The sequence below is a fragment of the Lysinibacillus sp. NPDC093216 genome (assembly GCF_050280325.1).
Lineage (GTDB): Bacteria > Bacillota > Bacilli > Bacillales_A > Planococcaceae > Lysinibacillus.
The window spans coordinates 41,237-63,857 of record NZ_JBNNVB010000014.1; the positions used below are offsets into that span (position 1 = coordinate 41,237).

Annotated in this window: 23 protein-coding genes and 1 other RNA gene; 11 read left to right on the forward strand and 13 right to left on the reverse strand. The window is 34.9% G+C overall.

The window, feature by feature from the left end; genetic code table 11:
* Positions 1-121 precede the first annotated feature (121 nt).
* A complete protein-coding gene (locus tag ACQKOG_RS15715) occupies positions 122-460 on the reverse strand; it encodes a zinc ribbon domain-containing protein YjdM (protein WP_370082867.1) in 339 nt (112 codons plus the stop codon).
* 440 nt (positions 461-900) lie between these two features.
* Here ACQKOG_RS15715 and ssrS point away from each other — a divergent pair.
* A non-coding RNA gene (gene ssrS / locus ACQKOG_RS15720) (6S RNA) lies at positions 901-1,093 on the forward strand.
* Between the two features lie 239 nt (positions 1,094-1,332).
* On the opposite strand, the gene ACQKOG_RS15725 is transcribed toward ssrS, so the two are convergent.
* A complete protein-coding gene (locus tag ACQKOG_RS15725; RefSeq protein ID WP_402871063.1) occupies positions 1,333-1,503 on the reverse strand; it encodes a hypothetical protein in 171 nt (56 codons plus the stop codon).
* Positions 1,504-1,772: 269 nt separating this feature from the next.
* Here ACQKOG_RS15725 and ACQKOG_RS15730 point away from each other — a divergent pair, with 269 nt between their 5' ends.
* The gene (locus ACQKOG_RS15730; RefSeq protein WP_370082865.1) at positions 1,773-1,994 is read left to right on the forward strand and encodes a TM2 domain-containing protein; all 222 of its coding nucleotides are present in this window, start codon (positions 1,773-1,775) and stop codon (positions 1,992-1,994) included.
* Positions 1,995-2,678: 684 nt separating this feature from the next.
* On the forward strand, positions 2,679-2,921 hold the full coding sequence (locus tag ACQKOG_RS15735) for a DUF3923 family protein (RefSeq protein WP_402871168.1): 243 nt from the start codon (positions 2,679-2,681) through the stop codon (positions 2,919-2,921).
* Positions 2,922-3,069: 148 nt separating this feature from the next.
* Here ACQKOG_RS15735 and ACQKOG_RS15740 read toward each other — a convergent pair whose 3' ends face one another.
* From ACQKOG_RS15740 to ACQKOG_RS15750, 3 genes are all read right to left on the reverse strand, one after another.
* Entirely contained in the window at positions 3,070-4,248 is a 1,179-nt protein-coding gene (locus ACQKOG_RS15740) for a NupC/NupG family nucleoside CNT transporter (RefSeq protein WP_370082861.1), read from the reverse strand.
* A 444-nt stretch (positions 4,249-4,692) separates the two neighbouring features.
* The gene (locus ACQKOG_RS15745; RefSeq protein ID WP_402871067.1) at positions 4,693-5,265 is read right to left on the reverse strand and encodes a hypothetical protein; all 573 of its coding nucleotides are present in this window, start codon (positions 5,263-5,265) and stop codon (positions 4,693-4,695) included.
* A gap of 107 nt (positions 5,266-5,372) precedes the next feature.
* On the reverse strand, positions 5,373-5,792 hold the full coding sequence (locus ACQKOG_RS15750) for a flavoprotein (protein WP_427447329.1): 420 nt from the start codon (positions 5,790-5,792) through the stop codon (positions 5,373-5,375).
* A gap of 530 nt (positions 5,793-6,322) precedes the next feature.
* Here ACQKOG_RS15750 and ACQKOG_RS15755 point away from each other — a divergent pair.
* Together ACQKOG_RS15755 and ACQKOG_RS15760 are read left to right on the forward strand one after the other, a co-directional pair.
* On the forward strand, positions 6,323-7,453 hold the full coding sequence (locus ACQKOG_RS15755; protein ID WP_427447331.1) for a CamS family sex pheromone protein: 1,131 nt from the start codon (positions 6,323-6,325) through the stop codon (positions 7,451-7,453).
* 148 nt (positions 7,454-7,601) lie between these two features.
* Positions 7,602-8,057, forward strand: a complete 456-nt coding sequence (locus ACQKOG_RS15760) for a hypothetical protein (RefSeq protein ID WP_370080878.1) — start codon at positions 7,602-7,604, stop codon at positions 8,055-8,057.
* Positions 8,058-8,224: 167 nt separating this feature from the next.
* Here ACQKOG_RS15760 and ACQKOG_RS15765 read toward each other — a convergent pair whose 3' ends face one another.
* From ACQKOG_RS15765 to ACQKOG_RS15780, 4 genes are all read right to left on the reverse strand, one after another.
* Positions 8,225-8,638, reverse strand: a complete 414-nt coding sequence (locus tag ACQKOG_RS15765; RefSeq protein ID WP_370080876.1) for a VOC family protein — start codon at positions 8,636-8,638, stop codon at positions 8,225-8,227.
* Between the two features lie 375 nt (positions 8,639-9,013).
* Positions 9,014-9,655, reverse strand: a complete 642-nt coding sequence (locus tag ACQKOG_RS15770) for a 3-oxoacid CoA-transferase subunit B (RefSeq protein ID WP_370080874.1) — start codon at positions 9,653-9,655, stop codon at positions 9,014-9,016.
* Complete coding sequence (locus ACQKOG_RS15775; RefSeq protein ID WP_370080872.1) at positions 9,655-10,362, reverse strand: CoA transferase subunit A; 708 nt, start codon at positions 10,360-10,362, stop codon at positions 9,655-9,657. The genes ACQKOG_RS15770 and ACQKOG_RS15775 overlap by 1 nt, the downstream gene beginning before the upstream one ends.
* Before the next feature lie 107 nt (positions 10,363-10,469).
* Entirely contained in the window at positions 10,470-11,348 is an 879-nt protein-coding gene (locus ACQKOG_RS15780) for a LysR family transcriptional regulator (RefSeq protein ID WP_370080870.1), read from the reverse strand.
* A 297-nt stretch (positions 11,349-11,645) separates the two neighbouring features.
* Between ACQKOG_RS15780 and ACQKOG_RS15785 the strand changes: the two genes are divergently transcribed.
* Positions 11,646-12,959 (forward strand): short-chain fatty acid transporter, encoded by a 1,314-nt coding sequence (locus ACQKOG_RS15785; RefSeq protein WP_427447335.1) that lies wholly within the window; start codon positions 11,646-11,648, stop codon positions 12,957-12,959.
* Positions 12,960-13,071: 112 nt separating this feature from the next.
* Here ACQKOG_RS15785 and ACQKOG_RS15790 read toward each other — a convergent pair whose 3' ends face one another.
* Positions 13,072-13,608 carry a TetR/AcrR family transcriptional regulator gene (locus ACQKOG_RS15790; RefSeq protein WP_370080866.1) on the reverse strand — a complete coding sequence of 179 codons (537 nt, stop codon included), beginning with the start codon at positions 13,606-13,608 and terminating at the stop codon, positions 13,072-13,074.
* A gap of 222 nt (positions 13,609-13,830) precedes the next feature.
* Here ACQKOG_RS15790 and ACQKOG_RS15795 point away from each other — a divergent pair, with 222 nt between their 5' ends.
* Positions 13,831-16,008: an MMPL family transporter gene (locus ACQKOG_RS15795; RefSeq protein WP_370080864.1), complete on the forward strand. Its 2,178-nt coding sequence runs from the start codon at positions 13,831-13,833 to the stop codon at positions 16,006-16,008.
* Positions 16,009-16,193: 185 nt separating this feature from the next.
* On the opposite strand, the gene ACQKOG_RS15800 is transcribed toward ACQKOG_RS15795, so the two are convergent.
* Positions 16,194-16,832 (reverse strand): LysE family translocator, encoded by a 639-nt coding sequence (locus tag ACQKOG_RS15800; protein ID WP_370080862.1) that lies wholly within the window; start codon positions 16,830-16,832, stop codon positions 16,194-16,196.
* A 174-nt stretch (positions 16,833-17,006) separates the two neighbouring features.
* Between ACQKOG_RS15800 and ACQKOG_RS15805 the strand changes: the two genes are divergently transcribed.
* Together ACQKOG_RS15805 and ACQKOG_RS15810 are read left to right on the forward strand one after the other, a co-directional pair.
* A complete protein-coding gene (locus ACQKOG_RS15805; RefSeq protein ID WP_370080860.1) occupies positions 17,007-17,432 on the forward strand; it encodes an SRPBCC family protein in 426 nt (141 codons plus the stop codon).
* Positions 17,429-17,749, forward strand: coding sequence for an ArsR/SmtB family transcription factor (locus ACQKOG_RS15810; protein ID WP_370080858.1), 321 nt, complete (start codon positions 17,429-17,431; stop codon positions 17,747-17,749). Before ACQKOG_RS15805 ends, ACQKOG_RS15810 begins: the two co-directional genes overlap by 4 nt.
* Positions 17,750-17,789: 40 nt before the next feature.
* Here the strand turns inward: ACQKOG_RS15810 and ACQKOG_RS15815 are convergent, their stop codons facing one another.
* Together ACQKOG_RS15815 and ACQKOG_RS15820 are read right to left on the reverse strand one after the other, a co-directional pair.
* Positions 17,790-18,569: a YqhG family protein gene (locus ACQKOG_RS15815; protein WP_370080856.1), complete on the reverse strand. Its 780-nt coding sequence runs from the start codon at positions 18,567-18,569 to the stop codon at positions 17,790-17,792.
* A 17-nt stretch (positions 18,570-18,586) separates the two neighbouring features.
* Entirely contained in the window at positions 18,587-20,101 is a 1,515-nt protein-coding gene (locus ACQKOG_RS15820; RefSeq protein WP_370080854.1) for a DEAD/DEAH box helicase, read from the reverse strand.
* Between the two features lie 674 nt (positions 20,102-20,775).
* Here ACQKOG_RS15820 and ACQKOG_RS15825 point away from each other — a divergent pair.
* Positions 20,776-21,438 (forward strand): hypothetical protein, encoded by a 663-nt coding sequence (locus ACQKOG_RS15825; RefSeq protein ID WP_402871082.1) that lies wholly within the window; start codon positions 20,776-20,778, stop codon positions 21,436-21,438.
* Positions 21,439-21,770: 332 nt separating this feature from the next.
* Positions 21,771-22,595 carry a methyl-accepting chemotaxis protein gene (locus ACQKOG_RS15830; RefSeq protein WP_370080850.1) on the forward strand — a complete coding sequence of 275 codons (825 nt, stop codon included), beginning with the start codon at positions 21,771-21,773 and terminating at the stop codon, positions 22,593-22,595.
* Positions 22,596-22,621 lie beyond the last annotated feature (26 nt).

Below are 22,621 nucleotides of genomic sequence, written 5' to 3' on the forward strand. Positions count from 1 at the left end.
GTCTCAATATATTGAGGCAACTTCCTTTTATCCAGAAATAAAAAAAGAGTCAGTTTTGAATAGCCACCCAACATCATTTCCGAGATTGGGACGCCTCATTACACGACTCTTTTTTCAGTAATTATGCTTTTTTAACGAACTCTGACTTTAATTTCATTGCACCAAAGCCATCGATTTTACAATCAATATTGTGATCGCCTTCAACGAGACGAATGCTTTTCACCTTTGTCCCAATTTTTAGCGTTGAAGAACTACCCTTAACCTTTAAATCCTTAATAACTGTAACGGAATCACCGTCTGCAAGTAGATTGCCATGAGCATCCTTTACGATTAACGTATCTGTCTCCTGCTCCGTTACATCAGTGCCCCACTCATGCGCACATTCTGGACATACAAAGTTTGTTCCATCCTCATATGTGTATTCAGAATTACATTTTGGACAATTTGGATAAGCTGCCATTTCCGCTTCCTCCTTTTACTTTTTTGCTCCTAGATCAATTTCGCCTTGGCGTAATTGCGTCTGGATTTTGAATTGTACCCGCACAATTCATACCTTTGAAAATCCATGACATCCGCCGGAGGCTTTATCTTCATTCAGTAGGGATTTGGATACCCACTGAAAGGTAATCAAAACTGCATTCATCTCACCACCTGTTGAGATGTGTAGCCTTCTACTGAATGAAGGTAAACCCTATATATTCTCTTATCTTTACATACTTCGCCCTATTAAGTAAAGGATGTTCGCATTTTTTGTTCGTATTTGTGAAAAATATTTGAATCTGTTTTATGCTTTTGGAGATATTTCATTCTGGATATTCATGATTTGGGACACTCGCCCATTGACTTTTTTGTACAAACCATCTTACTTGCAAGTTTGTTTAACATGCCTTATTATATCCTTAAAGGCTGCATTGTTCGTATAATATTAAGTTTTAACCTTTAAGCTGTAAAAGGGAGTTTTATTATTGGAGTTGGAATGACGGGCCTCACACTAAGGTGCATGAGGATAAGCAGGAAAGCTTCTGCGAACACCCACTTTGAGGAGTGGTGGTTTAAAACTTTCTATAATAACTACGGCATACGCGGCTTTTTAATTTAATCATATAGCCACAAGGCTTTGAAGCATTTCTCTCATAGTGAAAACTATGGGAGATTTTTTGTTGTGGGAAAAAACAAGGGAATTGTTGGGGGAAATAAACATTCTACAGTTTTGCTCTATGGTTTATATCTAATCACGATAGCTATATTTACAAAAGAAAAAGCAAATCTATTATGAAACATATTTACTTTTTTCATTTTATTAAAATCCATCATTAAGATGCTCACCTAATACTATATGCCTCTTTTACCTCCATTAGCCTTATACTTAATTGCTGCTTTAGCTAACGCTTCCCCCGATAACACTTCACCGATTGGTTCACGAGTAGTAAAAGGACTTGTTTTTCTTCTTGATTCATAGTTCCCATCCCATCCTCCTTTTTCTCTTTCATTTGACTCTACCACCCTTTATTTAATTCTCCGTTCTTTATATTAATGATTGCAATTTTAAGAGGCTTGGGTACCTGGGTATTAATCATTTTTTTATGATTTTCATCGGCAAAATCACCCCCTAATAAGGTTATAAAATCCACCTTAATAAACAGTAACGAATAATCCTTTGGTTAACTATGGTTGGCACTTATTTCAAGTAGAGAAAAACATAAAAGAATGATAGACTTTTGAACGGAAATATAGTTAATTATTACTACATAAAAGAAAGGTGATTGATAAAAATGCAACAACAAACTTCTGAAAAAAACTATATAGTAATGATTTTACTATGTTTCTTTTTAGGTGGCCTAGGAATACATCGCTTCTACGTAGGTAAAATTGGTACTGGTATTTTAATGATTATAACTTTGGGCGGACTAGGTATCTGGGCATTGATCGATTTAATTATGATTATTGTCGGCAAATTCAAAGATAAAGAAGGAAAAGAAATAAAACCTTCTTAACAATAATGAAAAGGCGTTAGTTAACTACGGTTAACTGGCGCTTTTTTGATTGGAGAAATGTTGTTTATGTCAGGGAGGATTGATATGCGCCTTATGTGTTTCCTGTCTCCCCTGCTTGCCTCACTTTGAATGAAGCTTGCGGGTACGCTACCGTTACACATACGTATCTATTTCACCTTGCAACTCCAGTTCTAAATAGCGTTTCCTTAATTCAATTTGTTCAGTGAACCACTATTACCCTTATATTAACTCCTGTTTTCTTTCTTCCTGTAGCAACTAAGACTTCCACGTTTTCATTAATGTCTATATTACGTTATTACTTCCCAAAAGTTTAAAAAAGATAACAAATATTGGTTGTGTACTTTTTTGTTCATTTAATCAGTCTTAAGGCTGAGAAGTGGCACCGCCTAAAGTTTGTTTCCAGTAAAAAGGAAAAGTGTTACAATTAAAAAACATTAATTGGAGCATTAAGATTCATCACCAGAAGTCGGAATTACATTTATGAAAGAGCGTATTGCTTTTAGAATGCTCATTGTTCTACGTTCCAAGGGTGACTCCTTCGTGTCCAACATCCTGTTTCCCCAAAGTGGCACAATGGTCATCTCGTCCAAAAGGAGATCAACCCTAAGTTATGGTGGTGAACCATATACAATTACGAATAGAAGAAGGTGTTTATTTTTGAGTATGAAAATATGGTGGGCTTTAAACATTGTATGGCTATTCATTTTTGCTGCTGGGGCCATATTTATTGGAGTAAGAGAAGTTGATTATGCAGGGGTAGTGCAAACTCCTGAAGTTAGAATGGTCTCATTTATTATTTTGGGTATTGTATTTTTATTTGTTGTACTATTTCAACTAATGCTACTCATCTTTATTCATTTTGTTAGAAAAGGTACAACCAATACTTCAACAAAAAAACTATCTTAATCAAGGTGGTCTTTGTCGTTTTTTAAGTCACTTAAATAAAGTGGCTTTTTTATATGTACTAATGTAAAAGTGTCTGTGTACGAATTTTAATCATAAAAAAACTGCACTCCAATAGATAGAGTGCAGTCAACTGCTTCTTTTTTATAAATTAAATAACTAAACCAACAATTGTAGCCGTTAAGATACTAACAAGTGTAGCTCCATACAACAACTTTAAGCCAAAACGAGCAACTACATTCCCTTGCTTTTCATTCAAACCTTTTACTGCTCCGGCAATAATACCGATAGATGAAAAGTTTGCAAAGGATACAAGAAAGACTGAAATAATAGCCAGTGTATGCGCACTCATAGACTTAGCTACTTCTCCAAGGCTTATCATTGCAACAAATTCATTCGTTACTAATTTTGTTGCCATAATTCCTCCAGCAGTTATAGCATCTGCCCAAGGTACCCCCATTAAGAAAGCAATTGGTGCAAAGATATAACCTAAAATATCTTGGAAGGATATACCGAAAATCATATCAAATAGTGAATTGATTAAATCCATTAATGCTACGAAACCGATCAGCATAGCGCCAACAATGATGGCTACTTTAAACCCATCCATGATATATTCTCCAAGCATTTGGAAGAACGATTGCTTTTGTTCATCTATCTTTAAAATATCTTCGCTTGCTTCTACTGTATACGGATTAATGATTGAAACAATAATAAAACCGCCAAACAAGTTCAAGACAATCGCCGTTACAACATATTTTGGTTCAATCATCGTCATATATGCTCCAACAACTGACATAGAAACAGTCGACATTGCTGATGCGCATAATGTATACATTCGCTGTGGACTAATCTTATCTAATTGTTTTTTAACAGTAATGAATACTTCAGATTGGCCTACCATTGCAGAAGCAACAGCATTATAGGATTCCAATTTCCCCATACCACTCACTTTACTTAAAAGTAAACCTATCCCTTTCATGATGAGAGGAAGAATTTTAAAATGCTGTAGGATCCCTATCAATACAGATATAAAAACAATAGGTAATAACACATTTAGGAAGAAGGAATACTCCCCTTCATTCGCTAAACCACCAAAAACAAAAGTTATGCCCGTACTTGCGTAAGACAATAAATGATCAAATACTTTCGTAAATCCTTTGATTAGAACATAACCAACCTTTGTATTTAGCAGTATAGCTGCAAATACAAATTGGATGATTAGCATAATAATTATGTTTTTATATTTTATTTCTTTTTTGTTTTTACTCATTAACAGAGCTAAACCAAAAACAAGTAACAATCCACAAAAGGATATTAAGTATCTCATGAGTTCCTCCATAAATATATTGATAATTTTTGCGCGTTCGATATCCGAAACTACAAATCCTTTCACTCATTATGTTCCATTATTGAAACTTGAATAACAGCTATAGATCTTAAAACTGAAAATATGTAGTTAGTCAGACGTCAGACAAATCACTTCACTATACATTGTTTTCACTAGCAATTCAATAGTTAAAAGAAAAAAACTATGCGAAAAGTGTATACGCTTACAAAATTATCGTTTGATAAAAAAAAGACCATCATATATGATGGTCTCTGCTTGCTACAAGTTTTTGTATTCTTTATTCAAATTTTACTGATTTAAATGAACTGATAAGAATCATGTCTTTAAATCTGTCGGATTATTTTACATAAAAATACCAATAATCAATAACCTAAGTGACTTTTAAACCACCCATCACCTACGAAAATTTTTTATGATTATTCATTAGCATTTCAATTTCTTTATAAAATTTAATGCTTGTTGGGTCGATTCAATAAGTGATACATCACCTTTAAGTTCCCTTAACTTTAATGCTTCCTTAAAGCATTTTTCCGCCTCAGCAATTTCCCCTAATTCTAACAAACACTTGCCTTTATGTTGTATGGCAAAGTCCAAATATGCCAAATTATTATTTGCCTTACATTTATCCAAAACTTCGTTGAAGATCCCTAATGCTTTTATTGGATTACCATTATATTTTATTGCCTCTCCAAGACGTATTAATGATACGATTTCTCGATTGCTGTTATTCTGATTGCTAGCAAAATTAAAGCATTCAGTTAAAATTTTAACAGCTTTTTGTGGTTCCCCGTAAATTCTATATAAATTCCCCAGCGTTCCCTTTAGAAAATATTTCTCATTTTCATTCGTTATATTCGCTAGTAAATTTTCAGCAATGTCTATCATTTCTTTTAATCTAAAAGGATTAGAAGTTTTTTCGCGGAGATACTCATTGCTATCAAAATAAATTATTTCGCTTATTGTCAAAAGATAGTTTTTAAACTCCGGAAAATTCATTTTATCAATGCCTCCAATAGTTTTTAATTAATTATTAAAAAATTAAGGCCGTTTTCTCAAAGATTGTTGCTTCACGTTTGGCTATCTTCTTTAACTTAAGCACCCCGTTAGTTGAATTGGATTTTTTTAATATTTTCATTAGGTACTCCTGTTTCTATGTAACTTCGTATCAAATTCCATTCATCGTTTTCTTTCTTTTTAAACGTTTGAAAAAATAAGCTAACATTCTCTAACTTCTTTCCACCGATAACTAATGTAGCAGACAAGATAACCATAACTTCATCTTCTCGTAAAGGAACTATTGAAATTTCATTTAAATCCCATTTATTTTCTTTTTCTTTTGCGAAATTAAAGCCTTGTTCCCAACCAATTATCGACTCTTCATAACCAAAGTCTACTAATTCGCCACTTGAAATCTCTCTTGCTTTATAATCCTTGGAAATTATATTTTTCAAGTCTGTTAATGATGAATTTCTCCAAACTTCTAGATACAAATCAAGAAACTTGCGAAATGAATTATTTTCCATAAAAAAACCCTCCCAATATACTGATTCTTATTCTACTAAATTGCTCCTATTTTTGAACACAAATTAAACAACACTCTTCAACTAAACTGCCCCGTTAGCCATCCATGTAGAACAAAAACCAGCGATACACCACAGAGAATGAAAGATTATTTCGTTCTTTCATGGGAGTTGAAGAGCAACAATCTTTACGAAAACAGCCAAAATTAAAGCGATGATGTAAGGCGGATTTTGATTTTATGACGTACGAAATAGATATCAGTTTTTTTATTATATACTTTTACCAGAATCAAACTTAAAATGTAAATATACTGTTATATTACCAAAAGTTTGAGGAGACATCCTGGAGCGAAGTGGCTCATAGGATACGCAAAGTGGAACGAAATCAACTCCACGTTATTGTGATGAATTCATTTTTATAGGAATACTTTGAAGATTTATCGGAACAATTTCAGGTTTGATTAGCCAAACTGAAATTAGCGTACCTTTTGATACGCGATTAATTACATAAGAATCAGTAAGGAGTATTTTAAATGAAAATAAAGAAGAGTATGTTGTTTTTTATAACACCACTATTTCTATTAGCTTCTTGTAGTGATGATGATCCAGTTATTAAAAATAATGAGAAAATGTATGCATCATCAATTCAACAAAAGGAGATATATGAAATTAAACAACCTGCAAAATCTAATGTTTCAAGAGGGTTGATACTTAGTAATATGAACAATTCATTAAACGTCAGTGAAATTGAAGAAGGATTAATGGATTTATCAGGCGATTACTTTCCTACAAAGAAATTTTATATGCAGGAAGGTCAATATCTAGATGGTGAGATTATAAATAAATGGTTAGATAGAAAATCAAAAGAAGGTTTTGGTTTAAACCCACCCATTAAAAAAAGTACTGGAGATGTTTTAGAGGATGAAAAAAATAATCCTAAAATATTATCTCATGTCTTAGAACAAAATTTTATTAACAAAGAAAACGGAAAAGTAGAAGGAATGTCTTTAGCCATATCCTTAAATGAATTTTATGACATTAGAGTACATGATGATAAAGGCTTAACTTATACAGATCAAGTTAAAGTCGATACGAACGAAGATGAGGTTAATGACGTAGAAAAATACGGTAAGGAAATAGCCGGAACTATAATAAAAAATATAAGAGAAAATAATAAAATACCCAATGTCCCTATTTATTTAACTTTATATCAAGAATCCAATAAAAACGATATAATTCCCGGAATATTTTTAGCTCAAACATTTATTCCTGAAGGCGAAGATAAAATAGATAAATGGGCTGGTATAGATATAAAAAATTATACATTCCCTTCAGATTCACTTTATAGCTTAGACAAAGAAACTTATAGTAAATTATTAATTTTCAAAGAAGATATCCAAGAAGGCTTTAAACATATAAATCCTAAAATAGTTGGTAAACTTCGATATGAAAACGGGAATTTAACCGAGTTAAAAATAGAGGTTAATGCGCCTTTAATAAATGATACTGAATTGATAGGTCTTTTACAGTTAACTAGTACTAAATTGAATACTATTTTATTTGATTATATTCCTATTTCTATTCGTATTAAAGATCAAAACCAAGATATCGGGATTGTCCTCTGGGATCCAACTGAAAAACAGATTTATGCAGCTCCATTATAATTTAACTTCTTACATTGTTAACTGCGCGAAAGCATAGCGTCAGCGGCAATTATGCTGGGGCATAATTGATTTTTTATTACCTCCCTTCTTTTTGTATAATTCACCTCCATTTTGCGCATATATGGTAGTAACAAGGGAGGTTATTACATTGAAGAAGTTATTTTATTTGTTTTTACTAGCCACACTACTATTATCCGCTTGCGGGAAAAATACCGCTCCAAAGGAAGTTGCAGTCGATAAAAATACTTCCGTTGAAGATATAGTAGGAGCAATCATTAAAAACAAATTCACTGTTGAAGAAAAGAATGGTATCGTATCAATCTCTATACAGGATACCGATGTGAGAAAAGGTATGAAAAGCCAAATGCTGAAGGATTCCACAAAAATATTTGCAGAACTGTCTAAGCTTCAAAGTGTTAAAACTCCAGCTATTAGTTGGTATGCACCTTTAACGGACCCTAAGGGGGATAAATCTATGACGGAGCTATTGAATATTTATTTTAGTGAAGAAGATTTTAGAAAGGCTAATTGGGCAAACTATACCCAGCTAGATATTGAATCCATTGCTACTCATTATCATCAAAGTGCTTCTTTAGGACAATAGAATATTCTAACAACAAGATACCCCTCCGTGTATAACGAAGAGGTATCTTTTTTCTTTTTACTAATTGCTTCAGACAATTTTTTTTGCCAGATACCTTTTCCATCTTTCGATATTAAAGGTCGCAATCATATACCGCTCAGGGTATAAAATTATAGGCTCCTACCGATTTAAATTCCCTCTGTATTCATCAATACGAGACGCCAGCCATCAGGATCTTCAATTGTGACACCTTTTACGGCCCAATATTGATTTTCTGGTTCCACTTCAGGGTAGCCCATTTGCAATAAGCGTTCAGCAATACACTGTATAGTTGAACGCTTCGGGATATACAATACGAGCAAATTATCTTTTGTTGGTGCTGGGCACGGGCTTCCTTCAATATGCTCTGTAAACTCTAAATGATAACCAGCATTCGGAAGACCAATCATGATACCAATGTAGCCCCGATGTCCTGAAAACGAACCGATTTTTTCTAACCCTACGCCTTCACAGTAAAATTTTTCAATTTCCTTTATTTTATCAGTCGGCCGTGCAACACGTACCTGCGCTACCTGTAATTCATCTGACCATTGTTGTCTCATTGTTATTTTTCTCCTTTTCAACCATTGTACAATCGCAAAATAGAGCTAAGGAACAGCCAATAGTCTGAAAAATCGCAATCAACCTTAATGCTCTTCAGAAATACCCGCGAAGTGACAAAAAATCGCATATTTATCCTTTGATTGACATTCCGAATGAAAAATAACCAGCCCTATTCAAAGAACTGGTTACATTCAATCACTTTACCTCGCATTAACGACCAGTAATCGTGTACCGAAAGAGAAGCGTCGGGTACAACCTGGAGATTAATCAGAAGCAAAAAAGTTATAGGAGGTTTAACTGCCCGTAAACGCCCGATTGGTGAAGACTAATAATCAGTGGGGATGAAGAAAATCCCCACTGATTAAAGTTCCACTTTATACTGTTAAGGCGACACTAAAAGAAGCAGCTGTCTTCTCTTTTACTTCTTCTAAAGTTACACCCTCTGTTAATTCTATAAGCTGCATCCCTTCATCGGTAAAATCGAAAACAGCCAAATCTGTAATTAATCTATGCACAACTCCCTTTCCAGTTAACGGTAGCTCACATTGTTTTTTTATTTTGGACTCGCCGTTTTTATTGACATGCTCCATCACGACGACTACTCTTTTTGCCCCGACTACAAGATCCATGGCGCCTCCCATACCTTTCACCATTTTCCCTGGGATCATCCAGTTCGCAAGGTCACCCGTTTCAGATACTTCCATGCCACCTAAAATAGCAAGATCAATATGACCGCCACGAATCATGGCAAATGATTCGGCACTATCAAAGAAGGAAGCGCCGGGAACAACTGTAACCGTTTCTTTACCTGCATTAATTAAATCAGGATCGACTGCGTCTTCTACTGGGTATGGTCCAATGCCAAGAAGTCCGTTTTCTGATTGTAAAAGAACGTCATAATCAGACGGAATTGCATTGGCCACTAGCGTTGGGATACCAATACCTAAATTGACGTTCATGCCGTTCTGTATTTCTTTTACCGCTCTATTTACGATTCTTTGTCTTGTATCAGCCATCACGCATCCCCCTTTTTCACTGTCAAACGCTCGATACGCTTCTCATAATTGCCACCTAGTAAAACGCGTTGCACGAACACTCCCGGAGTATGAATATGATCTGGATCTAACTCTCCTACTTCAACAATTTCCTCTACTTCTGCAATCGTAATTTTTCCTGCCATTGCAGCGAGAGGATTAAAGTTACGTGATGTTTTTCTGAAAACTAAATTTCCTAGCTTGTCTGCCTTCCATGCTTTGACAAGAGCAAAATCTGCAACAACACCTTTTTCTAAAATATATTCCTTGCCATCAAAAACCTTTACTTCTTTTCCCTCAGCAATGGGTGTTCCAACCCCAGTAGCTGTGTAAAAGCCCGGAATTCCAGCTCCTCCAGCTCGCATACGTTCTGCCAACGTACCTTGTGGTGTCAATTCTACTTCAAGCTCCCCACTTAAAAACTGCTGCTCAAAAATTTTATTTTCACCTACGTAGGATGCGATCATTTTTTTGATTTGTTTATTTGCTAATAAAAGCCCTAAACCCCAATCATCCACACCACAGTTATTACTTACAACTGTTAAATCCTTTGTTCCCCTTTGGACTAGTGCCGCAATTGATTTTTCCGGGATACCACATAGCCCGAAGCCCCCTACAGCTAATGTATCTCCATCTTTAATGTCGGCGACGGCTTCCTCAAACGAATTCCACACTTTCCCCTTCTCCATATCGAAACCCCCTAAAATTGCTCAGTTATTAAGAAAAATTCTACCTCAACACTATTTTATAAGTAAAGGAATAAATTAGAATACTATTTATTCTAAAAGTGCATAAATCAATTTTCTGAACGTATTGTATTAAGTAGCTGCTTTAAGGCAAAAGATTGATATGTATTCTTCTTCGTAATAACACCTAAACGCCATGGCATGTCAAAATTAAGTAACGGAATAATTTTGACATTTTTATTCGTCTGCTTTGCGGCTATTGAATATGGTAAAAGTGTCACCCCTAAATTCGAGGAAACTAGCTCCACTATTAAATCCCATTGCGAGCTTTTATAGCCGATTATTGGTGTAAATCCTGCGCTTTTACATGATTTAATAACATAATCATGCAGTGTGAATTCCTCTGTGAAGATAATGAATGATTCATCTTTTAAATCTTGTAATAGAATATGTTCTTGCTGAGCCAATGGATGGGACTCATTAATAAAGACAAAAAATTGGTCTTCCACAAATGATTGGACCGTAAATTTTCTTTCATCTGTAGGTATGACAACAATCCCCATATCAACATCGCCATTTTCTACTAATGTTCCGATCATTTTAGCTCCACGTTCCACAAGCTCTAAATGCACCTTTGGATATTGCTTATGAAACTTTCGCGCGATTTCAGGGAAAAATAGTGTGCCAATTAATGGGGGTATCCCTAATTTAATCGTACCTGTCTCGATGTTCGATAAATCACCCAATAATATATGTAAATCATGTACAGAACGTATTATTTTTTGTCCTTGTTTATAGACGATACTACCAGCGTCTGTTAACTCTATATTGCGTGTAGAGCGGTTTAATAACTCTACATGAAGAGCATTCTCCAACTTTCTAATGCTTTTGCTTAATGAAGGTTGTGATACAAAGGATTCATTAGCTGCCTTTGTAAAGCTCCCATGTTCAACAACAGTCATAAATGCTTTTAAATCTCGCAACTCCATATACATTCCCCCTATTTATTCTAAATTGTTATAAATAATATTCCTAAAACCCCTATTTAGTAATAAATTCTCCTCATTTTCTACTAATCCTTCTTCTTAAAAATAAGTAGATAAATACAATAGAACTAAGGCTTTGCTATGATTTCAATAGTATTTAATCGGACAATAACGATCATGATTTCATTTCTACATTACATCCCGCTTATTGTGCTTAATACCATTTTTATCTTCCTTAATTCGTTTTTCTATGTACAATTAGCAATAAGGGATGGCAGAAAAGGAAGGGGGATTTCTAACATGAAAACGTTAACAAGAATTTCAAATGCTATTATGGAAAAATATTTACCTGATCCATACATATTTGTCACTATCCTCACTGTATTAACGTTATTATTAGGGGTTGCATTAACAGATTCTTCTCTGCTCGATATGGTGATCTATTGGGGAGATGGTTTTTGGGAACTATTAGAATTTACAATGCAAATGGTGATTGTCTTAGCTGCAGGTCACATTTTAGCGAATAGTCCTGTGTTCAAGAAAGGATTAGCAGCCATTGCAAGTAAAATAAAAACACCAGGCATGGCAATTATCGTTATTACATTCGTATCACTAATAGCTTGCTGGATTAACTGGGGATTCGGGCTTGTCATTGGTGCTCTCTTTGCAAAGGAAATTGCTCGTCATGTTAAAAAGGTAGATTATCGCTTATTAATCGCTAGTGCCTACTCAGGCTTTGTAATTTGGCATGGCGGATTAGCTGGCTCCATTCCGTTATCCATTGCGACGGAAGGTCATAAGTTTGCTGACATTATGGGTATCATCCCAACAAATGTTACACTTTTTTCAACATATAACTTATTTATAGTCATTGTTATCGTCTTCACTTTACCGTTGTTTAACCGTTGGATGATGCCAAAGGAAGAAGATACGGTTGAGGTTGACCCCACTTTATTAGTAGAAGAAAAAACAGAGTTACCTAAGCCTGAAAACAACTTTGCCAGTCGCTCTGAACGAAGTTATATTTTAACGATTTTAATTGCTATTATCGGACTTGTTTATTTAGTTCATCATTTTATGACGAAAGGCTTTGTTCTTGATTTAAATGTGATTAATACGATTTTTATTGTGTTAGGGATCATTTTCCACGGGACACCACAGCGTTTCCTCGCTGCTGCACAAGATGCCATTAAAACAACTACAGGCATCGTTTTTCAATTCCCGTTTTATGCAGGGATTATGGGTATGATGACCGCTTCTGGTTTAGCTGCCGTATTTTCAAAATGGTTCGTTAATATTTCCAATGAACATACATTCTATTTGTTTACATTTTTCTCAGCGGGACTCGTTAACTTCTTTATACCGTCAGGCGGTGGACAATGGGCGGTGCAAGCTCCTATTATGCTAGATGCTGCAACCACTTTAGGTGCCGACTACGCTAAAACCGCTATGGCTATCGCGTGGGGTGATGCTTGGACGAATATGATTCAACCATTCTGGGCACTACCAGCCCTTGCAATCGCTGGCTTAAAGGCTAAAGATATAATGGGCTTCTGTTTATTCGTTTTAATCTTTACGGGCATTATTATTAGTATCGGCCTCCTTTTCTTCTAACCGAATATAGAGTGTTTGAACTTCACGAAGATGTATATGACCAAACATTTTCGTGAAGCTTTTTTGTACCTTTTAAAAGTTTTTGCCATATGTAAGTTTATTGGAGTGGAGATTAGGTGACGTTCATACTTTCTAAGATTTGGACAACTTCTTCAGTCGGAATTTTCATATCATCATTTATCCATTTTCGGATTACTTCAATGATCCCTCCTGTTGAATAGGTGAAAAAATATTCTAACTGAGTCTCATTAGCATTTGGTAACTTTTTTTGTATTTCTGCAATTGTTATATCATGAGCAGAATTCAAAACTGTATTAAGTACATGAGAACCATTTTTTTCATTAAAAATAATTTTACAGAGATCCTTATTTATAAGTATCAAATTTAAAAGTTCATTTAGTATATTTTGTTCTTCTGAAATATTAATTGTACTCATCATTTTCTCGATCAATTCTTCTTCAATACTTCTCATTAAATCAAAGGGATCATTATAATAAGAATAAAAAGTTCCCCTATTAATATCTGCTATTTTGCAAATATCCGTAACAGTAATTTTATTTAAGTTTTTTTCTTGTAGCAGCAGTAAAAAAGCCTCTATTATTACCTTTTTACTATACAGTGTTCTTCTGTTTCCTGGTGTACCAACCACGTTTTTCCCTCCTGGTTATTAAGCAAATCACTTCAATATGTTTTTAAACAGACAAAATATTAATAAATGATTATTTAATAACACATGTCTTCATTTTGCTTATTGTTACCTTCAATTAGCTTTAATATACTTTGTCTACGCCATTAAATCAACAGAGTGTACGATTAATAACTAGTTGTTTTAATGTGCTGTCTGTAATATTAGGATGAAAGGAAGCTGTTAATGGCAAAGTATCTTTATAAATTAGGAAAATTGGCGGCAAACAATAGTAAAAAAATAATTGGGGGCTCAGTAACTGTTCTCTTTGTGCTTGCAATTATTGCAATGAACATGGGATCAAATTTTTCTGAGGATATGTCTATACCTGGATCAGAATCAGAAAAAGCCCTTCACCTCATTCAAAAGGAATTCCCCTCTAATACAGGTCAAGTACAGTTAGTATTTAATGCACCTGAAAATAAAACCCTAGATTCTGAAGAGATTAATAATGTAATTACAGATACATTGAAAGTGATAAAAGAAAAAGATAGTTATATTGTTTCTGTAGCAAGCCCATTAGAGTTAGGGAATATAAATAAAGATAAGAATATTGGTTATGCAATTGTTACTTATAATGTAGCAGCAGACAAGGTATCGGAAAAATCAAAGGAAAATATTATAGAAAACATCGAAAACATACGTGATGCTGGTATTCAAACAGAACTTTCTGGTGATGTTTCATTTTCTGAAATGGAAATTGGAGGAATAACAGAAGTAATTGGGGTAGTTGTTGCTTTCGTTATATTGGCAATTACTTTTATTTCCTTATTAGCGGCTGGGTTGCCAATTATTACGGCGGTTATTGGACTAGCTACAGGAATTTTTTTAATTATGATTGGAACAAATTATTTGGATATTACCTCAGTTTCAATAACGTTAGCAGCAATGTTGGGACTGGCAGTAGGCATTGATTATGCTCTCTTTATTATGACTCGTTTTAGACAACAAAGGAAAGAAGGATATTCTGTCCAAGAGTCTGTAGCAATTTCAAATGGAACAGCCGGTAGTGCTGTAGTGTTTGCTGGTATAACAGTCATCATTGCGCTCTTAGGTTTATCTGTTGCAAAAATACCATTTTTAACAATGATGGGTCTATCTGCTGCCCTTTGCGTATTATTCGCAATATTTATTGCAATAATTGTGGTTCCAGCTTTTTTAGGTCTGATGGGACATAAAGTGGGACCAGATAGAAAGAATAGTTTTTTAAGCAAAATTATTAAACGTGATAAAAAACAAACTACTTCCGAAAGATGGGGAAATTTCGTAGCAAAACGCCCGTGGAAGGTAGCAATTATTGGAATTGCACTTCTATCTATAATTGCTATCCCTATTTTCCATATGGAACTCGCATTACCAGATAACGGTTCGAAAAGTGAAGAGACAACAGAAAGAAGAGCTTATGACTTACTTACCAAAGCCTATGGCCCTGGTCATCTTTCAACATTAATTGTAGCGGCTAAAACCTCAAGCGAAACAACCAATCCACAAGTAGCATTAAGTGATACTATAGAAGAGTTAAGTGGGTTATCAAATGTAAAAAATGTTAGTCCAGCAATTCCTGGACCTTCAGGAGAATTGTATCTTATTTCTATAACTCCAGAGACAGGAGCTGCCGATTCAGAAACAAAAGATCTTGTAAACGATATTAGAGAAAAGGCAAAGACCTTGGAAAAATCCAATCATATAAAATTAATGGTTACAGGTACTACTGCGGTAAACATTGATATATCACAAAAATTGAGTGAAGCATTGCCTATATTCGCTTTATTAATTATTGGATTTTCATTCATCTTATTAGTACTAGTATTCAGGTCTATTCTAGTTCCATTAAAGGCAGTACTAGGATTTTTACTATCTTTAGGTGCAACATTAGGATTCACTGTATTTGTTATTCAAGATGGAAATTTAATTGATATATTTGGGTTTCCTATTGCCAATCCTGTATTAAGCTTCTTACCAGTCATTGTGATTGGAATTTTATTTGGATTAGCAATGGACTATGAGGTTTTTCTAGTTAGTAGAATGCGTGAAGTATTTACACATACCGGGGATGCACGCAAAGCTGTTTTAGTCGGAATGAAAGATAGTGGTGGAGTAGTAACAGCTGCAGGGTTGATTATGATTTCAGTATTTACTGGATTCATGTTAGCTCCAGATCCAATCATTAAAGCGATGGGCTTTTCACTCACATTTGGCGTTATATTTGATGCTTTTGTAGTAAGAATGGCTATTGTACCAGCAGTAATGATCTTAATGGGAAAAGCTTCTTGGTACTTGCCAAAGTGGTTAGATAAATTACTACCAAATTTAGATATAGAAGGCGAATTCTTTATGAAAGAAATAAAAAGAAAAAATGAATAATGCATAAATATTTTTAACTGCATGGACTGAAGAAAATCGACTCTTAATATTCTTCAGTCCTTTTAATTACAAAAATGAATTTATAAAAAAGTACATCGGTTAATTAAATAAAAGCATGTTTTAATCAATCTTTTTTCAAAACATGCTCTCTTGTACTTTATTCTAAAGCAAAAAGCATTTTAATCTTAGTGGGCTCTCTCTAATGCTAGCTTAATACCAAAGCCAATTAACACTGTACCCGTCAATCCTTCGATAACAGTTTTCGTCGTTGGCTTTTTCATAAATGCACTAATTTTATCTAACAAGTAAACATAGAACACAAACCAAAATCCTGTTAATGCCGTATAAATAAGCCCCATTATAAGAAACGGCATAAATGTACCGCTTTTGCCATCTACAAACTGAGGTAAAAATGTTAGAAAAAATACAGCTACCTTTGGGTTTGTTACGTTCGTTAAGAAGCCTTGTTTAAAGCATGATTGCTCCGAATATTTATGATCAATTTGGGTTTCATCTTGCACAACAGGAGGCTGTGTACGTATTGCTCGTAACGCCCATAAGGTTTTGACACCTAAATAGCATAAATAGACTGCGCCGACGTATTTTAAAATGGTAAATACATATGCTGACTTTACAATAATCGCGGAAAGTCCAATAACCGCTGCAAAAGTATGAATCAATAATCCACAGCACGAGCCGAGTAAAGTCTGTAAGCCTCCCTTTCTGCTTACGGTAAGTGTATTTTTTGTTGCGATTGCCGTATCCGGGCCAGGCAAAATAATTAATAAAATGCACATTAATAAAAAAACAGATATGTTCACCACTTTAACGACCTCCTTTTAGTCAGAAAATTATAAAAATAATCTTAACATAAGTGAGGCTACACAAAAAGACATGGTGAAAATTTATCCAATGTATTTATAATTGACATATAACCTTAAGGTGTTATATATTCATAACACCTTAAGGTTACATTTTTGCAAAGGAGTTCATTTTAAATGACTGAAAAACTAGAGAATATTGTTAAAAGCGTTACACTCAATGCACCAATTGAAAAAGTATGGGAAACAGTAACGGACGCTGAAAAGATTGCTTCTTGGCTTATGCCAAATGATTTTAAGCCAGTTGAAGGTCATGAATTTACAATACAATCACCATTTGGTCCTTCACCATGTCGAGTAGAACAAGTAGATGCTCCACATTTTGTTCGTTTTGCATGGGATACAGATGGCTGGTTTGTCACTTTTGAACTGAAAGAAATTGGTGAGCAAACTGAATTCACGTTAACACATGGTGGCTGGAAAGAAGCTTCACATATCATTCCTAAAGCCAACATGCCTGCTGAGGCCATTCGTACAACAATGGAGGGCGGCTGGACAATGCTTGTCGGCAAAAAATTAAAAGAAGTTGTGGAATCACAATGACACAGCTGGCTGTAAAGTATGATGTTTTTCAAGCAATCGCTGATCCGACAAGACGTCATGTCCTACAGCTACTTGCCTCAAGTGATAAACCGATCTCACTTATTTCTGAGAATTTTTCTATAAGCCGAACTGCTGTTGTGAAGCATTTGAAAATTTTAGAACAGGCTGAGCTAGTGTCTGCTCAGAAAAAAGGAAGAGAAAAAATATACACATTACATGCTGACAAACTAAAAGAAATTGAAGACTGGTTACAGTACTTTGATTTATTTTGGGACAATAAATTGGCACAATTACAAAGTATTTTTGAAGAAAATTAAATGTAAAGGAGCTGTCCCTACTATTAGGACAGCTCCTCGTTTAATAAAGATAAAATAACCCACCATTAATAATTTCTATTTTGATTTTTGTATCGTATTGTTCCTCTAATGCCTTCTTTTCAATGTCATAGCATTCCGGCTTATCTTCTTCTTCCTCATAAAAATAATCAAGTACTCGCTGATCATGCTGCCATCGTTTTTTTGCTTCAGTAGCCCATGAATGGTCATCACGTTCAATCATCTTTTCAATAGTAGCATGTAATCTTTCGAGTGCTCTAAGAGGCTTAATGATATATTGTACATGAAAAGCATTGTCTGCTGGAACAGCGTCAAATTCAGATGTACATATCGTCTCTTGAAAATCCTCTTTTATGATCCCAGTTAGCAAGTTTATGCCAAATGAATAAAGCGTTTCTTTCGTTCGATCGCAGCAATACGACACTTTAAAATTAACACCAAGCCAAGGAGTTAAAATAACTTGCCCTATTTCATTATCCACCTTTTCAAAAAGCTGAACATAAGCTCCTAGCTCCCTTGTTGCTTGAAAAAGCTGGTTCATTCTCGGAGAACCAAAATGAATAGCTTCGCCATAAAGGCTCCCAGTTGATGCTGTTTGATTTGTAATGAAAGTTACTTGAGCTGGATTTGCCTCACTGTTTGTAGCTTCTACGTATTGCCAATAAAAAGGGCGATTCATTATTCTTTTATCAATATCAACGGTTAATTGTACAGTAAGATAATGCTGATCTTCTCCTAATATAGGGCAATCATTTTCATTAAAAAATTGGCGTAAATAACTATGAACTTGCTGTGGATACATGGTCCTTCTCCCTTACACTATACAGATTCTTTAAAGTTAGATAGAATCGCATCTAAATCGCCTACTACCTTTTCGAACACATCAATTTTCGTATGAAGTAATGCTAATATGTTCTCTTCAATCGTATTGGCAATAGCCAGATTATAAATATGAACATCATGCTCTTGCCCTAATCGATGTACACGCCCTATTCGTTGCTCTAGCTTCATAGGGTTCCAGGGCAAATCATAGTTAATGACATGATGGCAAAATTGAAGGTTAATCCCTTCGCCACCTGCCTCTGTCGCGATTAGAACCTGTGCCCTTTCCTTAAAAAGATGCTTCATATAATCACGTTTACTTTTATTATATTTACCGTTGAATAGGACACTCGTTATACCATGAGAATGTAAATACCATTGCAAGTAAATTTGAGTAGCTCTATACTCTGTAAAAATAATCACTTTATCCTTGGCCTGTTCGACTATTTCAAGTGTCTTTTTCGCCTTTGAATTCACTTCTAAGGCCATTAATTTTTCTAGTATTTCTTCAATTTCTTGTGGTTGCTCATTGTCTTCAAGCATTTTAGATAATGTTAAACCTGTTGCTTCCTTGCTACTACACATTTCCTTCTGCAATGTAATCATTGAAAATGAGGCTGTATTTTGAAGCTTTCCGAGCAGATTATAAACTTCCTCTTCTTCCTTCGTAAATTGGATCGGAATAATTTGAACACGGCGATTTGTCCATTCAATACCCGTGTCCTCTCTCCTATTCCTCACCATCACCTGATTCACTAATTCCTTTAAATAATCATCATGCTCTAAATCATGCTTACTTGCTGAGAATGCAGTTTGAAATGTATCATAATTGCCAAGATGACCAGGCTTAAGTAAGGAAATAAGATAAAATAATTCAAAGACATCGTTTTGAATCGGTGTAGCCGTTAATAATAAGCAAAACTTTTTCTTTAAGCTTTGTACGAATTCATAAATTTGTGTTTTATGATTTTTTAGTTTATGAGCCTCGTCGATAATTATCATATCGTAATCCTGCTCATAAATGCGCTCTTTGTGAGGAGTCTTCTTTGCCGTATCCATACTCATAATAAGGACATCATGGCGCTCAATCTGAACATTTTTCTTATAAGCTACTGCCGGAATGTGGAACTTTATATTTAACTCTTCAACCCATTGATTAATAAGAGATGCTGGAGCTAATACTAATGCTTTTTTAACGAGGCCTCGAATCAAATATTCCTTTAAAACTAAACCTGCTTCAATTGTTTTACCAAGACCTACTTCATCAGCTAAAATCGCTTTACCATTCATACGTTCAATGACTGTCTCTGCTGCTTCCAACTGGTGCTTAAGCGGCTTTAAATTTGGTAAATACTTTGTCGCCTGTAAACCTGTGAAATCAGGAATTAGCTTCATTTTCACAATGTCATAATTCATCTTGTACAATGTCCAACTATCCCATTTTTCAAGTTCATTTAGTTTATTGATAAAGCCTTCTTCCCATTCGGACGACCTTTCAATTTTCATGATCATCACCTCATACCATTATTTCTAAAGTTTAGGTTGTCCAAAAAAGAAAAAGCTATGTCAAGGTTTTGCGAAAGAATCACTAGAAAGTAAACAATGCTCCGGCTAGGCGAGTAGTTGATTTCCGTTCCGGCTAGGCGCTTTGTTGCTGACGCTTCGCTTTCGCACAGATAAAACATTTGTTGCTGACGCTTCGCTTTCGCACAGATAAAACATTTGTTGCTGACGCTTCGCTTTCGCACAAGATAAAACATTTGTTGCTGACGCTTCGCTGCAGGGTCTCTTCTGGGACGCTCCTGATCCCCAAGGAGTCGCCCAGCCTTCACTCCAATCAACTTATTCACATTACTTACATTTCAAAATGACATTTCAACCTTTCCGTGATAAACTTTCTCTTTTTTAAATACAGCTAAAGGAAAAAATTCATATTATCTAATACCGTATTATTTTCTGCAAAGTTCTATTGCATATACTCCATGATTACCGCGCATGCAAAATTTATAACTTACAAATCCAATCCCTGTTTAAAACTTAAATATAGGCTGTTTTCTCAAAGAATGTTGTTAATCGAACGAGGGGCCCATATTTAAAAGAGTATGTTATATTTTGGATTGCAAGAAAGGTCGAATGAAATAGTATAATTAAGCGTTATTTAACTTATTTCGTAAGAGGTGCTTAGTATGTTTAAAAAGAAAATATTGATAGGACATTCAGAAGATACTGCCCAGGCAATTATTGAACACAGAGAAAAAGGGAACGTTCCGTCAGAAGATACCGCCCAGGCAATGATCGAACACTTAGAGACAAGTAACATTCCGTTTGAAGATACTGTCCAGACAATTATCGAATACTTAGAGAAAAGCAATGTCCCATTTGAAGCAGGTATCAAAGCCGTTTTAAAGCCGTCGTCTGAAGTATACGAGCTTTTTTATACGGTCAAAGTTCAAAAAAAATATGCAAAACAAGTGGAAGCCTTTGTTACGCAGTATGTGTCGCAAGAAGATCTGATGCATCGGTATAAAGTGGCGAATAAGAAAAGTAGAAAATTAGATAGGAAAGAAAGAGCCCCTTATTTGCTTGCAGCCTTTATATATTTTAATGCAGTAGCGGCTTTCCAAACGAGTAAAGACTTAGGAGCGTACAACGTTTCGTTTATTGTTGGCGCCTTTTTATTGATGTGCGGCGTGTTTATGACGACAAAATATTACAAAGCGATGAAAAAAGAATCGGGTGATTTAAGAGAGAACAATAAGACGTTGATGATGATCGGTATTGGTATGATATTTCAGCCGTTACTTTTTTTATATCTGCACTTCGACTTTTTAATTACTTCTTTTAGATAGAGACCTTGTTCTAGTGTCTTAAATAAGGTTTTTTGGTCTGCATTCTTTATTTCCATAACCACTTCATAAACATATCTCTACAATATCAAACGCTTCCTTGAACCTGCATTATATTCGACATTTATCAAATTCGTATAAGCAACAATCTATACGAAAACAGCCTAAATATAAGACCTCTTACAATTTAAAAGGATAATGGTATTAAGATAGTCTTTTTATTTCCTTCCTTTTTTCATACAATTAAAGAAGTATCACTTTTCCAAAAAATTACGTTTTTAAAAAAGGGATTATGCCCCGATTTAATAGGACTTATATATACCGAGGAGGTTACTATGAATATTCTTGAAGCATTATCAATGTCAATGCCTTACATTCATTTAGCTATGAAGGGCGAGGCCATGATGGCGGTAGTAGAAAAAGAGAGTGAGAGCATTATTACTTATTTACCTGGTAAACGCTTAGATGCTGGGTATAAAAATGGACAAAAAATTCATCCAGATGATGCAATTTTACATCTTCCACTTAAAGGAAAAAGTACTGATGAACCTGTACCAAAAGAGGTTTACGGCGTGGACTTTAACGCATTTTCTTTTCCTGTTCGTGAAAATGGGCATATCGTAGGTGCGCTAGCCTTTGGATTACCTATTGACCACGCTCTCCAAATGGATAAATATATTGTTACTATGAATGATATTATTCAAAACCTACAGGATAAAGTACATACAATTGCCTCTCATTCGGAGGAGCTAGCTGCAACTAGTGAAGAAATTAATAAGCAGACACAATTTGCTTTAGAGGATGCTGAAAAAACAAATGGTATTACGGATTTGATAAAAAATATTTCTCGTCAAACCAATTTACTCGGACTAAATGCATCGATTGAGGCAGCACGTGCAGGTCAGCATGGTGCCGGATTTAATATAGTTGCACAAGAAGTTCGCAAGCTTTCTACTGAAACAACTACCGCTACTGATAACATTGAATCCTCACTTCGAAGCATCAATCATAATCTTGAAAATTTAAAGCAAAACATGACTCAAATAAATGGTGCCACAAACGAACAGGCTCAACTTGTTCAGGACTTTAGTGAAATCATTGATGAGCTTAATATGCTTAGTATGGAAATGAAGGGTTTTATGTCTAACGTAATGAAATAAACTTTAAAAAGCTGTTCAACGCATAT

Excerpts from the sequence above, each read along its gene's own strand:
- ACQKOG_RS15715 (WP_370082867.1), bottom strand. The coding sequence starts at position 460 with ATGGCAGCTTATCCAAATTGTCCAAAATGTAATTCTGAATACACATAT.
- ACQKOG_RS15730 (WP_370082865.1), top strand. The coding sequence starts at position 1,773 with ATGCAACAACAAACTTCTGAAAAAAACTATATAGTAATGATTTTACTA.
- ACQKOG_RS15735 (WP_402871168.1), top strand. The coding sequence starts at position 2,679 with ATGAAAATATGGTGGGCTTTAAACATTGTATGGCTATTCATTTTTGCT.
- ACQKOG_RS15740 (WP_370082861.1), bottom strand. The coding sequence starts at position 4,248 with ATGAGATACTTAATATCCTTTTGTGGATTGTTACTTGTTTTTGGTTTA.
- ACQKOG_RS15745 (WP_402871067.1), bottom strand. The coding sequence starts at position 5,265 with ATGAATTTTCCGGAGTTTAAAAACTATCTTTTGACAATAAGCGAAATA.
- ACQKOG_RS15750 (WP_427447329.1), bottom strand. The coding sequence starts at position 5,792 with ATGGAAAATAATTCATTTCGCAAGTTTCTTGATTTGTATCTAGAAGTT.
- ACQKOG_RS15755 (WP_427447331.1), top strand. The coding sequence starts at position 6,323 with ATGAAAATAAAGAAGAGTATGTTGTTTTTTATAACACCACTATTTCTA.
- ACQKOG_RS15765 (WP_370080876.1), bottom strand. The coding sequence starts at position 8,638 with ATGAGACAACAATGGTCAGATGAATTACAGGTAGCGCAGGTACGTGTT.
- ACQKOG_RS15770 (WP_370080874.1), bottom strand. The coding sequence starts at position 9,655 with ATGGCTGATACAAGACAAAGAATCGTAAATAGAGCGGTAAAAGAAATA.
- ACQKOG_RS15775 (WP_370080872.1), bottom strand. The coding sequence starts at position 10,362 with ATGGAGAAGGGGAAAGTGTGGAATTCGTTTGAGGAAGCCGTCGCCGAC.
- ACQKOG_RS15780 (WP_370080870.1), bottom strand. The coding sequence starts at position 11,348 with ATGGAGTTGCGAGATTTAAAAGCATTTATGACTGTTGTTGAACATGGG.
- ACQKOG_RS15785 (WP_427447335.1), top strand. The coding sequence starts at position 11,646 with ATGAAAACGTTAACAAGAATTTCAAATGCTATTATGGAAAAATATTTA.
- ACQKOG_RS15795 (WP_370080864.1), top strand. The coding sequence starts at position 13,831 with ATGGCAAAGTATCTTTATAAATTAGGAAAATTGGCGGCAAACAATAGT.
- ACQKOG_RS15805 (WP_370080860.1), top strand. The coding sequence starts at position 17,007 with ATGACTGAAAAACTAGAGAATATTGTTAAAAGCGTTACACTCAATGCA.
- ACQKOG_RS15810 (WP_370080858.1), top strand. The coding sequence starts at position 17,429 with ATGACACAGCTGGCTGTAAAGTATGATGTTTTTCAAGCAATCGCTGAT.
- ACQKOG_RS15815 (WP_370080856.1), bottom strand. The coding sequence starts at position 18,569 with ATGTATCCACAGCAAGTTCATAGTTATTTACGCCAATTTTTTAATGAA.
- ACQKOG_RS15820 (WP_370080854.1), bottom strand. The coding sequence starts at position 20,101 with ATGATCATGAAAATTGAAAGGTCGTCCGAATGGGAAGAAGGCTTTATC.
- ACQKOG_RS15825 (WP_402871082.1), top strand. The coding sequence starts at position 20,776 with ATGTTTAAAAAGAAAATATTGATAGGACATTCAGAAGATACTGCCCAG.
- ACQKOG_RS15830 (WP_370080850.1), top strand. The coding sequence starts at position 21,771 with ATGAATATTCTTGAAGCATTATCAATGTCAATGCCTTACATTCATTTA.